We start from the raw sequence: 13,870 nt of genomic DNA, 5'->3' as shown, positions 1-13,870 counted from the left end.
AGCGATGGCCGGCGAAAGTTTCCACGGTTTAAAGCTTTTTAAAATTTTGCTTTCGGCAGAATTGTGATGCAAAATATAGTCTGGAAAGATTCTCGGAACCGGTTTATGGCAACGGTTATCATATCTAGTTGATGCCGATTTAATGGACATGGCGGCGATGTTCCGTGGTGTTGGGATTATTCTTTCAAGAAATGTTCAGGAAACATCCAGACCGGGTGTCTTTACTCATTATTAAGGCTCAGGGGTGGCTTTCGAGGCGGATGCCGTCGAAGGCGCACCCATTGGAGGAATAAGGAGCAGCAATGGCTGAAGACAATAAAGACGAGTGGAGCAGCGGTCAGCCTGCACGTCCCAATGAAGAAACAAATACGACGCCGAATCTGCCGGACTTCGCCGGCAACGGTGACATTGACTCTGCGGCGGGAAGCGACAATGGCGATGCCGGTTACGCTGCCACGCCAGCAACCAACAATGACGCGGCCATGTCGGACGAGACCCGGCCGTTCGCCACGCAACCCGTTACGACGCAGGATACGCAGAATTTTAATGGCGAATCCGATAATGGAGCGAATACGACGCCCACCGAAGTGTTCACCACCGGTTACCGGCCAGACGACGCGAATTCGACCGAGACAACCTCGAACGCTACCTTTTCGGACAATCCATACGAGACTTCCGGCGCGGTGAATTCAGGCAACTCAGGCAATGATTCCAGCCCGTATCGCCCGGCACCGGAATATGGCGCCTACGGCCCGTTGCCCGATCATATTGGCGTCAACGGCAATCCCGACAACAATTCAGGCAATGGGAATGTGCAGTTTGGCGCGAATGGGAACTCCCCGTTGAGCGCCCCTGGCGGTAATGGCACGGTCAATACCCCGAGCATGCCGTGGAACGGCATTTTCGGCAGCGCCGGCCAGAACCCGAACGCCGGCCAAAACGGCAATGGCGTCAACCAGAACAATAACGATTACGGCAGCAACGGCTTCAACGGTTCGTTCAATGGTGGCCCCGGTCAGCCGGGCGGCTCCAACGGCGGCAACTTCGGCGGGCCGAACGTGTCGGGAGGTGGCAACGGCTACGGCAACCCAAATGGTTACGCGGAGTCCAGCTCGCATAGCAATGTCGTTACGGCCATCGTCGCGGCGGTGGTGACGGCGGCGCTGTGCCTGGGCATCGGTTACCTTGGCATTTCCAAGGGCTGGGTCACCGTTCCGACTTCCAGCTCCATGTCGGGCATCACTTCCAACAAATCCGGCTCCGGCACGGCCACGGTCAAAGGCGGCCAGGCTCCGGATTGGGCCGGCGTCTCCTCGCAGGTCTCCAATTCCGTGGTCTCCATCACCACGCAGGTCAGCCAGGGCATAGCGAAGGGCTCCGGCGCGATCCTTGATACCAAGGGACACGTCGTCACCAACAACCACGTCGTTTCGGGCGGTCAGAACATTCAGGTCACGCTTTCCAACGGCCAGATGTATAAAGCCTCCATCGTCGGCGCCGACAACACCACCGATCTTGCTGTAATACAGCTTCAGGGGGCGCCGAACGACCTGAAGCCGGTGCAATTCGCGGATTCCAGCAAGCTCGCGGTTGGCGAGAACGTCATGGCCGTCGGCAACCCGCTGGGCTATGACGACACCGCCACCACCGGCATCGTCTCCGCGCTGAACCGCCCGGTTTCGGTGATGGATGACAACAATTCCGAAATCGTGACCAACGCGGTACAGATCGACGCGGCCATCAATCCCGGCAACTCGGGTGGCCCGACCTTCAATGCGGCCGGCCAAGTGATCGGCATCAACTCCTCGATCGCCTCCGCTTCCTCGTCTTCCGGCCAGTCCGGTTCCATCGGCATCGGCTTTGCGATTCCGTCGAACCTCGTCAAGCGCGTGGCCGACCAGATCGTTTCGAAGGGCTCCGTCGAGCACGCGATGCTCGGCGTCACCATCAAGTCCGCGAACGTGGAATCCGACGGCATCACCCGCGGCGGCGCACAGATTACTACGCCTTCCACCGGCGGCTCGGCAGTCGTCAAGGGCAGCCCGGCCGACAAGGCGGGCCTGAAGGCCGATGATACTGTGGTGGCTTTCAACGGCCAGGCGGTCGGCAGCAGCTCCGCGTTGCTCGGCTACGTTCGTGCGGCAAGCCTCGGTGACAAAGTGAAGCTCACCATCGTGCGCGGCGGAAAGACCATGGACGTCGACGTCACCCTCGATCAGAAGGAATCCGATGTCAAGGGCAGCAACCGTTCCGAGCAGAAGCAGAACAGCGGTAACGGCCAGAATGGACAGAACGGGCAGGGCCAAAATGGTCAGGGCCAGAACGGCCAAGGCCAGGGCGGCAACAGTGACGGAGACGGCGGTGGCCTCTTCGATCCCTTCGGCCTCTGGTAAATTCTGACTCTCTCTGCCCTCCTCGGTTCCTGCCAATGAAGCCGCGGATGATTTGAGACGAAGCCGGCCCGGCAGCATTCCCAGTGCGGAGTGTTGCCGGACCGGTTTTTGCTGTGAAACAGGAATCATACCATGTTTTTTACGCAGGTGTATATTATGTCGTGCAATTTTGTCAGGCGTTGTGATACACTCCTTGAGTCGGACGGAATCGCCACAGCTCGAGGTATATCCGTACTTTTGTAAGCTTCTGCCTCGTTGATTCCGCTGATAGGGTGTAATTATTCAATATTCCATCCCTCTCTTTGGTAACTTGTGTGGGTTGTCGGTTTCCTGATGGCCTGCACAAGTTTTTCGTTTGTTCCGCCATCGCGTTGAGGCCGTATACCAGGCGATATATTCGGCAATTGGATTATTCGGACATGCCGTCGCAGGTGTGTTGCTATACTGAAGTTCATTATCTTTACGCCGTGTATCGGCGGCCTCGCGCCGCCGGTGGGTTAACAAGGCGTGACCAACTTGCTTGGTTGCGCGACTTGTGTGGCCGGGCAGTACACGCGCAAGGAGAATCATGCGGGTTATTCGCAAAATTGGCGACATCTGCCGGCAAGTGCCAATGCTTCCCGTCACCATCGCAGCTGCGATTTTCGTGACGATATTCTGGAATTATCGTCCGTGGTTGAACGGCGTGGGGGCGCTTAATGCCGGTAATTTCGTGGCCGCTCCGCCCAGCGCAGGGGCATGGCACATCGGGCCATTCGCGTTCAATCCTTCCGTCGGGCAGCTTATCGTGGTGCTGCTCGTCGCGTATTCCGTTTTCGATTCCGTTCGCGGCATGATCGCCTCACTCAAAGCCGGGCACGTGGGCATCGACGTATTGGCCATTCTGGCGCTGCTTTCCACGCTGGGAGTCCAGGAATATTGGGCCAGCTGGGCCGTGGTGTTGATGATCTGGTCGGGCGAGGCCATCGAGGAGTTCGCCCAGACCAGGGCCGAAGGCAATCTGAGCGCCCTGATTGCCGCCGCTCCGCAGATGGCGCATATCTCCGATTTGCCGGGAGTCGGTTTGGCCGGAAGGTCGTCCGCTGGGTGTCCCGCCGATAAAACCAAACCGCAAAATGTTGAAACTGCCGGGAATGTGAGCAGCGGTGCCATTCAGCGTCCTCAGACGATTGAGACCGGCGTTGATTCTGCGGCGCGTAATGAAACTCCAAAACCGAATACGAACGCGGCAAACAATCATCTTGACGCATTGTTTGCCAATAGCGACAAGCGTTTGGCTGACGGTTTCCGCGCAACCTTGGCGACGGCCTTGCCTCAAGTGAACCTGCAGGATCTGGAAAATAACGTATGCAGGGTCGATCCGAATGATTGCAGTTGCGAGCTTGCTTCCGTAGCCAAAGGTAGTGCGGAAAACAGGTGGGAAACCGGGCGAACCAATGGCGGCAAGCAAGGCGAAAATGTTGTGGATGATACGGACCAGAGCCGACCCGACGCCGGTGAATGTGACGTCCGTGGCCACTTGGCGAACAATACGGAAACGAACGTGCAAACGATTTCCCGGAGTCAGGGCCGATATTCGCAGGTTCCGGGCTCGTTGGCGCGGCATACGTTTATTGGCGGGTCGTTGGCACGCAACTCGCAGGCCGTGAAAATCATGGAATCGCAGGCCTCGCAGGACGCGCATTTCCATACGGTTCCCGTCGATCAAGTCGCGCTGGGAGACGTGCTGGTGGTGTTGCCGGGCGAGACGATTCCCGTGGACGGCAAGCTTTTGAGTGGAACGGCGACGCTCGATTTGAGTGCAATCAACGGCGAACCGTTGCCGCGCACCGTGTTCGCCGGCGCTCGCGTGATGTCCGGGGCGATCAATGGGTCGACGATGATCGTGATTCGCGCCACGTCGCTGGCGCGAGATTCGCAGTACCAGCAGACGATGCAGTTGGTGGATTCCGCGCGTTCCTCGCGTGCCCCAGTGGTCAAAACCGCCGACGTGCTGGCGGTGCCGTTTACCATTATTTCGTTGGTTATTGGCATTGTCGCATGGATTGCTTCAGGCACCCCGGAGCGGTTCGCGCAAGTGCTTGTGCTGGCCACTCCCTGCCCGCTGCTTATCGCCGCTCCGGTGGCGTATATGGCGGGAACCGGCAGGCTTGCGAAGGCCGGAATCCTGACGAAAACGCAGGAGGTCTTGGAAAATCTCGGCAAGGTCTCGCATATCTTCTTCGACAAAACCGGCACGCTCACTGTCACAAAACCGCAGGTTGTGCGAGTTGACGTGCCGGAAGCCGCGCGCAAGCGGTTGCCTATCGTTCTTAAATTCGATAAGAATCAGTCAGAATCGCAGTCCGAACAATATATAGAAGACCTTATTGTCGAACTCGCGGCAGTGGTTGAGAGCTATTCGGTGCACATTCTCGCGCAAGGCATCGTGGCCGCCGGAGCCATGGCATCGAAGAAGCTGCACAACGGTCGCGCAACTTTTCCGGTGGTCAAAGGCGTACACGAGGATGCCGGCAACGGCGTGCAAGGCATGGTCGAAGGTCACACGGTTCGCGTTGGGAGACTGAATTTCGTAGTGAATGCAAGCTCGGCTAATGGTATCGATGACCGACTTGAAAGCAAGTCGCCAAGGAACACGGATATCTTTGATAATTCAGATTCTGTATTACGGTCTGTTGGAGCGTTCCCGACATCGCAATTCAAGCCGCGCTCGGCCGACGAAATGGTCGCCTACGTTTCGGTTGATGGAATCCTTGCAGCCCGCATTGTGCTGCGAGACGTACCGCGGAACAATGCCCGCGAATCGTTGCAACGCTTGCGTTCCATGGGCATCGGCAAGGTGACTATGTTGACCGGCGATTCCCACAGTTCCGCCGACGTAATTGCCGGCGAGGTCGGGATTGACGATGTTCGCGCCGATTTGCTCCCGCAAGATAAGGTGTCTGCGGTCAGAGCGGCTTCGCGCGAGGCCTTGCAGCATCCCTCGAAAATCGAGACGTTCCTTGACCGGCTTTCCGGCCAGCCGAAGCCGCGCCCGATTTCGGTGATGGTCGGCGATGGTGTCAACGATGCGCCCGTTTTGGCTGCGGCTGATATCGGCATTGCGATGACAGATGGCACTTCTACTGCCGCATCGCAGACCGCACAGGTGGTCATCATGAACGACGACATCGGTGATGTGCCCAAAGCCGTCGCCATCGCCCGTCAGACCAAGCGCACCATGCTGCAGGCCGTGGTAACCGGTCTCGGCCTCGCGCTCGTCTGCATGGTCGCCGCCGCGTTCGACTTCATTCCCGTGGTCGTCGGCGCGTTCACGCAGGAGGCCATTGATGTCGTCTCGATTCTCTGGGCGCTGACCGCACTGCGCGAGCGTAAATGATGGGGCGTGACTCTGCTAGTCATACATCCGAATCGATATAAAAGGTGTTATTCCGTGACGTTGGCTTTATGCTAGGCGATTAGTCGAGGGGAGGAACGCTATAGGTGTTATTGTTTTTTAATATTTATTATTTATTAATGATGATATGGTAGCTGGTATGCAAGGTGTTCAAAAAAGCCATGGCGGCAAGATCGCATTGATTGTTGTAGCATGCGTGCTTGCTGTTGCCGTAGTAATTGGGGGAATCGTGTCCAAGTATCATGCCGATCAAAAGCAGTGGATGCATGAGGCGGCTTATAGCAAAGAAGCCGACAAAATTTATCGCGATTCGATTAAATTCTTTGATCCGAAGGCGTTTTCTAAGAATGGCATCATCCACTCATACAAGGTTGATGACGCCAGCATCGGTCATGATCCAATGGGCGGGATCGCGCTTGAACTTATTGTGAACGATGACCCGGATATGGAGGTCGATGTCAAGCTTGATAAGAACGGCGGTACGGGCCCTTTGAAGGGAGGGGCTACGAGCGTCTCGCTGAAGCTTCAAGACTTGTTGGACAAGGCCTATCCGCATCTGCATGATGGCAGTACTGGCAATGATGACTGATTCGGGGATGTTCAATGGCTGATTATACGGATGGCTGCTATACCGATGAACAGCGCAAAGAAATAGCCGATTTGGAGTATCCGAAGCGAGAATATAACGTGGGCGAGCGTCTTTATACGCAAAAGGATACCGGTTCCAAGTTTGTCGGTTATGTTGCTGCAGTGAACCATAATTCCGCAACTGGCGAGGACTCGTACATGGTCGTTGATGCGGATCCAACTGCCAAGGGCTATAAGCCAAGTGACGTAAAGCATGTCACCGTTCTTTATCAGGGCTCGCAGAACTGGCAGGACTATGCCGAGGATGCGATTGATGGTGGTCAGATTCTTAATGTCGGCAGATTCGCTGGCCCGATAGTTGGCCCGGTGTGGGGAGCTGCCGATGATATCGGCGATCTCTTGAACGTGCCGAGGAGAGATGTCCCATCGCAACAGTTGCTGTCGTCATCTAATACGCTAAAGGGTGCACTTGCCGAGTATAAGAACGCGAAAGTCGATGTATATGGCCATTCTCTAGGGTCAATGGATGGTCAGTATGCTTTGGCGAGTTTGAGTCCTGAAGAATCCAACAGAATCGATGGGGCGTGGCTGTATGAAGGGCCGAATATGTATTCGTTCCTGACAGCCGATCAGCGTCGGGTCGCCGATCAATTCAGCGCTCGCGGCATCGTGCACAACTATATCGATCGCAAGGATCTTGTCCCCATAGGCTATGGCAACAACGCGCATATCGGTAATCTAATCGTTGTCGATTCCAATTGGGCCCCTGGGGAAATGAATGACGAATTGGAAAGTAAGAATCCTGCGGTTTTTCTGGTGGGTGTCGGCAAATATGCGTGGTCTTGGTTTTTGAAGCAGCATGGATGGGGCGGTTATCAATTCGATAAAGATGGCCGTTTGAAAGTCGTAGGCGGTGACAAGGCCCTTGATGAAGCTTCGGAACTGGCCGACAAGGAACTTGGCGCTGTTGACGATGAGCGTAAGGCGCTTGAGAAAAATAATGGCGGCAAACTCACCGGCGCGGAAACGATTTATTTGGACGAACAGGAAGCTGGAGCGATCGTCAATGGCATCCATTCCCTGACACAAAACGAATTACAGGAGATGCAAGGATGGTGTAATGGGGCGTGCGCCAAAGCTGACGAGGAATGGCAGGGAACGTTGCATGATGCCACCGTTGTCGGGCAAAATCTTTCTGCTGGAGAGGTAATGGATGCCCTGGCTGCAGGTAGCGCGACCAAAGAGCGTATTGTCAGTAACCCCCAGGCGCAGTATCAGGCTGAACTCAACGGTTTTGTTGGGCAGGTGAGTGTCTTCGACGACCTTGCCGGGAAAATTAATCAAGCGGCACAAACTCTGGTATCAACCGATCAGCAACTTGCGTTGCAGTTGAGGGCCATCGGGCGATGAGCAGGGCGGAAGATGAACAGCGGGAACGGGAGATTCGCAGCCGTGCGGTTGAGCTGCGGGATGCCAGGAATCGCGAATATGAACAGTATCGGCAGCGAGGCAAGCAACTGGATAGTGCCGAGGATGAGGTTCGTCGTGCCCAGTGGGATTTCAATGAGCAGCTACAGGATTTGGGCACTCGGGTTGTTGCGTTGTTGAAGCAGGGAGACGGTGATTCCGGCGATGCCATCGAAAAGGCCGTGACGGTGATTGAACAGAATCGTCAAAGCAGTGAGGCCGTGATCAACGAAAAACTTCGTTATATCGATGACGCCCGTGAACAGCTTGCCCAGTCTCATCGCGAATGTGAGCGGGCTTTTGAACGCGGAGAAGAAGATAACCGTAAACGAGCGAGAGGGAACAATGGCTAATTTCTGGGATCAGGCTACTGCTGAGGCCGATCGGCTCTGGAATGGGGTGAAAAAAGATTGTGAACAGGCTGTTGCGGATGCGCAGGCGATGCTCAACAGATGTCTCAAGCAAGCACAGACGGGTATTATCAAGGACGTTGTGGCTCCATGGCATGCGAGTCTTGCCTCGATTGACGTCAACCAGAACGAACGCGACAAGAATGCGTTTCTTCGCTCGGTTGCCGATGATTGGAGCAGTTATGCCGATAATATTGCTGGCGGCGCCCAAGGTGCATGGGCGACTCAGGCCAAGCAAACAATCCAGGATGAAGCCACGAAAGTTCGCCCAAGCTGAGCAAGAAAGCCATGACCATAATGAAGATTCCGGCTTTTCGCCGAACGTCGGTATAGGCGTGACGGTAGGCTAATAACGGCGGAATAACGCGTATCTCGGGAGGTTCGTATGCCTGGAATTGTTCTGATTGGTGCCCAATGGGGAGACGAAGGCAAAGGTAAGGCGACCGATCTTATCGGCACGAAGGTTGACTACGTCGCGCGCTTCAACGGCGGCAACAATGCGGGCCACACGGTGGTGGTCGGCGACGAAACGTATGCGCTGCACCTGCTGCCCAGCGGTGTGGTGAACCCTCATGTCACACCGGTTATCGGCAACGGTGTGGTGGTCGATCCCGAAGTGCTGTTTGAGGAGATTGACGGGCTTGAGTCCCGTGGTGTGGATTGCTCGCGCCTCAAAGTCAGCGAATCGGCACAGGTCATTGCTCCGTACCATCGCGTCATCGACAAGGTGACTGAGCGCTTCCTCGGCAAGCACAAGATTGGCACCACCGGCCGTGGCATCGGTCCGGCTTATGCCGACAAGATCAATCGCGTCGGTATCCGTGTGCACGACCTCTTCGACGCCGAGCGCCTGCGCGACAAGGTCGAGGCGAGCCTGCATCAGAAGAACCAGATGCTGGTCAAGCTCTACAACCGCCGTCCGATCGACGTCGACGAGACCACCGACGAGCTGCTGAAGCTGGGGGAGCGGCTCAAGCCTTACGTCACTAACACTTCTCTGTTGCTCAACAATGCGTTGGCAGAAGGCAAGACCGTGCTCTTCGAGGGCGGCCAGGCCACCATGCTTGACGTCGACCACGGTACTTATCCGTTTGTAACATCCTCCAACCCGACCGCCGGTGGCGCCTGCACCGGTACTGGCGTCGGCCCCACGAAGATCGACCGCGTCATCGGCGTGGCCAAGGCGTACGTCACCCGCGTGGGCGAAGGTCCGTTCCCGACCGAGCTCAACGACGATTCCGGCGAATGGCTGCGCACGCAGGGCCACGAGTTCGGCGTGACCACCGGCCGTCCGCGTCGCTGCGGCTGGTTCGATGCCGTCGTCACCCGCTATGCCACGCAGGTCAACGGCCTGACCGATATCGTGCTCACCAAGCTCGATGTGCTGACCGGCTTGAACGAGATTCCGATCTGCGTCGCCTACGACGTCGACAACGGCGACGGCACACACACTCGTTACGACGACATGCCTATTGACCAGGCCGCGTTCGCCAAGGCCACGCCCGTTTACGAGACCATGCCCGGCTGGACCGAGGACATCTCCAAGGTGCACAAGTTCGAGGATTTGCCGGCCAACACCCAGGCCTATGTCAAGCGTCTCGAGGAGATCTCCAACTGCCGCATCTCCGCCATCGGCACCGGCCCGCAGCGCGACCACATCATCGAGGTGCGTTCGCTCGTCGACTGAGCGCTGATTGCAGCCGTGTGCTGATGGGTGCTGATTGACCGAGCATATGGTACCGGTCTACTGTCAGAAAAGTGCACTTTGCGATTGCTAAGGTGCACTTTTTCTCGTACTGGCGTCGAAATAGTGCATCTTGAGCGGGCGTGGGTGCACTTTTCTGACGGTACTGTGCGAAAAGTGCGCTTTGGGTCTTCGAAGGTGCACTTTTTGACGGTAGAGCGCGAATAGTGCACTTGGTAGTACCTAACTTGCACTTTTATGACGCTGGCGAGATGTGTTGCAGTGCCGGTAGCCCGTTATTGGTTCAGACGCAGGATACGCCGGCGGAAGGTTACGAAAGCGACAAGCAGAACGGCAGTGGAGCCGATCAGCGCACCAAGTAATACAGCGACGCGACGCCAGCGCCCGCCGGTGAACGGCAGGGCGGTCACCGGCGGAGGACTGCCGAGGTACGCTTCCGGCGAGATGACGCTGAGCTTGCTGCCTTCGCCTCCGCCGCTGCTTCCGCCCCCTCCCGAAGTGTTCCTCCAGGTGTCGTCGATATAAAGGTGCGAGCTGGTGTCGTAGGCTTTGGCGGCGTCGAACGCCGTGCTTTCGGGCAGGTCGAGGCTCCAGCTGTGGGCCGTGGTGCCGTCGAAAGCCGGTACGTTGTCCATGGTCGCGGTGCCGCAGACGTAGTTGCCGGCCGCCGTGCCCGTAGGTTTGACGCAGGTCTTGACGCTGTTGTCGCTGCCTTGGGAGAGCGGTGTGATCATGAGCGGCCCGTCGATAGAACCGTTTTGGTACTGCGTATAGGCCCAGATATACGGCCTGGTGCCGATGTCGAGATTGGTGGTGGACCATTTGTTGTTGAGGCCGGCAAGCCAGAACGAAAAGGGTAAATAGCCGGGGTGATAGTCGGGTATTCCAAAGTCCTGGACGCAGCCGGACGGGATGTTGTTGTTGTCATTGCTCCAACGGGCTTTCGCCGGAGGTGCTGTGCCGTTGGAGCCGGAAGTATTGGCGTAACAGGCGCGCACGCGTACGGTGACGACTTGGCTGGCTTCGGTGTTGCCGGTGCCGGACGCGAGACCGGTTACGGAGAGCTTGCCGTCCGAGGTGAGCGAGGCGCTGGTGACTTTCAGTCCCTTGCTTGAGTTGCCGCTGACGGTGGGTGTGCCGATGGCGTTGAAAGGCTGCGCGGTTCCTGTTGCGATGACGTGGTGGCTCGTCGAGTCGCGATGCACTTCGGTGATGACGGGTGCTTTCGCCTCGTGCCAGACGGCGTAAAGCGTCAGGGTTTTGCCTGCGTCCGCGTTTGTGAAATAAGTCGGCGCGTGGTTGCCGGGGTTATAGGCGGGGTCAGGCTGGGTAGCCGTCGCGCTGGTGGCCCACCCGGCGAACATATCGTGCGGGCCTTTGGTGGGGATGACGTCCGCAGGGATGGTGAACGGGGTGAGGCTGTAGTTGTCCGGATCGCCGAAGCCGGACATGTCGGACGGGGCGCCTGTGCCGCCGTTGGCGTTGAAGGTGACTTTGAGGTAAGGCAGTATGCCGTTTTTTTGTGTGTAGGCGGTTACGGTGTTGCCGGTCGAGGGATCGGTCATGGTAGTGGACGCTTTGATGACGTAGGTGGCGCCCATGTTGGGCTGGAGGTCGGCTATGGGACGGCCCGTGTAACTCCATGTGCCGGGCCCGGTTTCGGTGGACCAAGGGCCTTGGCCCGTGGTGATGGTGGTTTTGCTGCCGATAAGCGCGTTGGCAGCGGGTCCACCGGCCGGTCCGGCGGTGTTCGATACCGTCACATCGATGGTCGGGCTGGTAGTGAGCGGGGCGTGGATGGCCGGCGAGTAAGGATCGATGACGGGCGCTGGCGCCCTGACCCACTGGGCGTATAGCGTGATGGTTCGGGCGGGGTAGGAATCGCCTTGGGCCACGGTGATGGTGTCGTTCGGCTGGTAGGCTTGGCAGCCTCCGGTGGTGCCGCCGCGCGCGCAGGTGTTCCAGCCCGAGAAGATGCTCTGCGACTTGTTGGTGGTGATCGCGTTGCCCCGCGGTACCGTAATGGTCGCGGCCGCAGTGGTGGTGTCGTAGGAGACGGGGGTGAAGTTCGTGATGCCGCCGTTCGCGTTGACCGCAAGCTGCACGCCGCTCGGCATGAACCTTGAGTCCCAATATGAGCCGGCGGGGTTGCTGGAAGCGGCCCGCGTCTTCAAAGCGCTGAGATTACCGATGCTGCCGATATGGGTGGCGCTGTCGTCGAGACTCGACATCTCCTCCCAGTTGATGCCGCTATCGACGTTCGAGAATGCGTCGCTGCCGAGTTTCGTGCTGGCCCCGAGTTTCAGCTTGCGCAGTCCGTTGGGCAGCATGTTGGTCATGGATGAGCCGGCCTGGCTGGTGTCGAAGCTTGATATATCGAGCGTCGTGAGATTGGTGCACCCGTCGAACATGCTGTTCATATTGGCCACTTTGTTGGTGGCGAAACTTGAGAGTTTGATCGATGTGAGGCCGCTGCAGCTTTGGAACATGGCGTTCATGTTGGTGACGTTGGCGGTGTTGAAGTTGGAAAGGTCGAGGGTGGTGAGTGAAGAGCAGTCATTGAACATGCTGTTCATATTGGCCACTTTGTTGGTGGCGAAATTCGAGACATTGAGCGATGTGAGACCCGTGCAGTCCAGAAACATGCTGTCCATGTTGGTGACGTTGGCGGTGTTGAAGTTGGGGAGGGTGGAGAAGTCGAGACTGGTGAGGCCCCTGCAGCTGGAGAACATCTGCTTCATGCTCTTCACGGCGCTGGTATCGAAACTTGATAGATCGAGGGAAGTGAGGCCGGAGCAGTTGTTGAACATGCTGTCCATGCTGGTTACTTTGCCCGTTTTGAAATTGCCGGAGAGGGTGATCGACTCGAGCCCGTTGTCTCCGTCGAACATGTTGGTCATGTCTTCCACATTGGTGGTATCGAAGCCGGAGAGGTCCAGCTGGGTGAGCCCGGGGCAGAAGTAGAACATGCTGGCCATGCCAGTGGCTTTTTTCGTGTCCCAGCTGGTGATCCCGTTGATGGTGGCCAGTTGATCGTCGCTTTCGAAGAGGCCGCCCGCCGCGTTGGCCGCCAGGTGCAGTTGGCCGCCGGTGGTGTCGACGGTTGTGAGGTTGGGCATATCGGCGAAGATGGGGTTCAGCGCGATATTGCTTTTGTACAGCGTGAGGTTGCCTTCGACCTTGATGCCGGTAATCTCGTCCTGTTCGTTGATCCAAGGGACGTATGTTGAACTGTTTGGGATATTGGGGCTGAGGCCACCGCTTAGATGTAATACGCAATCGCTGGTGATTCGCCATTGGACGGTGCTGCGGTCCATCCCGCTGACCCCAGTGGGTCCGGAGTATGGCGTGCCCCAGTTGACCCAGTTTGTCGCCGAGCAGCTGGCTTGAGGGCCTACTGCCTGCGGTTGCTGTGACGACGTTTTGGCTTGTGCGGTTTGCTTGGTTTGCCCGGTTTGTTTGGTTTGAGCAGAGGTTTCAGACGCGTTTGCAGCCGATGAAATATCGCCTGATGGGGTAGCGGCGCTCGCAAAAACCGCGCAGGTGGTCATGGCTGCGCATACTGCTGTCGCGATGACGCGGAGTGTGGTTATGTACAAGTGTTTTTTCATCGGAAATCACCCGACCGACGCGTCTTGATTAACGCATAAAAAGTCCGCAAAGCCCCCGAGCCGCTGTTGCGGACGGAGGTTTGAAGCGAAATAAGTAATATGAATTGACGATTTAACATAAGCTGCGTAACTTCCGCCGAGGTGCGCCGGCCAAGGCATAGATAATGCGATTGACGAGACCTGTGCGGTAAAAAGATGAAAGGACTGGAGGCAGTTTTCTTGCGGGGAGGGATGTCATCGCTGCTCAGATCCTTTCAGGTGATGGCGTTATAGATTTTTAAAGGTTTCCGTATTGTTGT

At 57.1% G+C, this 13,870-nt stretch carries 8 protein-coding genes; 7 read left to right on the top strand and 1 reads right to left on the bottom strand.

The features are described 5' to 3' along the window. The first annotated feature begins 482 nt into the window (after positions 1-482). The 7 genes from OZX67_RS09245 (at position 483) to OZX67_RS09215 (ending at position 9,942) form a co-directional block, all read left to right on the top strand. Entirely contained in the window at positions 483-2,393 is a 1,911-nt protein-coding gene (locus OZX67_RS09245) for a trypsin-like peptidase domain-containing protein (RefSeq protein ID WP_277145074.1), read from the top strand. Between the two features lie 568 nt (positions 2,394-2,961). Beyond that, positions 2,962-5,772, top strand: a complete 2,811-nt coding sequence (locus tag OZX67_RS09240; RefSeq protein WP_277142848.1) for a heavy metal translocating P-type ATPase — start codon at positions 2,962-2,964, stop codon at positions 5,770-5,772. Between the two features lie 157 nt (positions 5,773-5,929). Beyond that, a complete protein-coding gene (locus OZX67_RS09235; protein WP_277142846.1) occupies positions 5,930-6,379 on the top strand; it encodes a DUF1310 family protein in 450 nt (149 codons plus the stop codon). A gap of 14 nt (positions 6,380-6,393) precedes the next feature. Continuing rightward, a complete protein-coding gene (locus tag OZX67_RS09230; protein ID WP_277142844.1) occupies positions 6,394-7,788 on the top strand; it encodes a hypothetical protein in 1,395 nt (464 codons plus the stop codon). Next, positions 7,785-8,198, top strand: a complete 414-nt coding sequence (locus OZX67_RS09225) for a hypothetical protein (RefSeq protein ID WP_277142842.1) — start codon at positions 7,785-7,787, stop codon at positions 8,196-8,198. Before OZX67_RS09230 ends, OZX67_RS09225 begins: the two co-directional genes overlap by 4 nt. Continuing rightward, the gene (locus OZX67_RS09220; protein ID WP_277142840.1) at positions 8,191-8,532 is read left to right on the top strand and encodes a hypothetical protein; all 342 of its coding nucleotides are present in this window, start codon (positions 8,191-8,193) and stop codon (positions 8,530-8,532) included. The genes OZX67_RS09225 and OZX67_RS09220 overlap by 8 nt, the downstream gene beginning before the upstream one ends. 108 nt (positions 8,533-8,640) lie before the next feature. Next, positions 8,641-9,942, top strand: coding sequence for an adenylosuccinate synthase (locus tag OZX67_RS09215; RefSeq protein ID WP_277142838.1), 1,302 nt, complete (start codon positions 8,641-8,643; stop codon positions 9,940-9,942). 293 nt (positions 9,943-10,235) lie between these two features. Here the strand turns inward: OZX67_RS09215 and OZX67_RS09210 are convergent, their stop codons facing one another. Next, positions 10,236-13,571, bottom strand: coding sequence for a BspA family leucine-rich repeat surface protein (locus OZX67_RS09210; protein WP_277142836.1), 3,336 nt, complete (start codon positions 13,569-13,571; stop codon positions 10,236-10,238). Positions 13,572-13,870 lie beyond the last annotated feature (299 nt).

It is taken from the genome of Bifidobacterium sp. ESL0728 (assembly GCF_029392015.1).
Lineage (GTDB): Bacteria > Actinomycetota > Actinomycetes > Actinomycetales > Bifidobacteriaceae > Bifidobacterium.
The sequence above is the reverse complement of the archived record's forward strand: the minus strand, read 5'-3'. Positions and strand labels throughout refer to the sequence as shown.

What these genes read in the sequence shown, in the direction of transcription:
- OZX67_RS09210 (WP_277142836.1), bottom strand. Translation starts at nt 13,571, where the DNA reads ATGAAAAAACACTTGTACATAACCACACTCCGCGTCATCGCGACAGCA.
- OZX67_RS09245 (WP_277145074.1), top strand. Translation starts at nt 483, where the DNA reads ATGTCGGACGAGACCCGGCCGTTCGCCACGCAACCCGTTACGACGCAG.
- OZX67_RS09235 (WP_277142846.1), top strand. Translation starts at nt 5,930, where the DNA reads ATGCAAGGTGTTCAAAAAAGCCATGGCGGCAAGATCGCATTGATTGTT.
- OZX67_RS09230 (WP_277142844.1), top strand. Translation starts at nt 6,394, where the DNA reads ATGGCTGATTATACGGATGGCTGCTATACCGATGAACAGCGCAAAGAA.
- OZX67_RS09240 (WP_277142848.1), top strand. Translation starts at nt 2,962, where the DNA reads ATGCGGGTTATTCGCAAAATTGGCGACATCTGCCGGCAAGTGCCAATG.
- OZX67_RS09225 (WP_277142842.1), top strand. Translation starts at nt 7,785, where the DNA reads ATGAGCAGGGCGGAAGATGAACAGCGGGAACGGGAGATTCGCAGCCGT.
- OZX67_RS09220 (WP_277142840.1), top strand. Translation starts at nt 8,191, where the DNA reads ATGGCTAATTTCTGGGATCAGGCTACTGCTGAGGCCGATCGGCTCTGG.
- OZX67_RS09215 (WP_277142838.1), top strand. Translation starts at nt 8,641, where the DNA reads ATGCCTGGAATTGTTCTGATTGGTGCCCAATGGGGAGACGAAGGCAAA.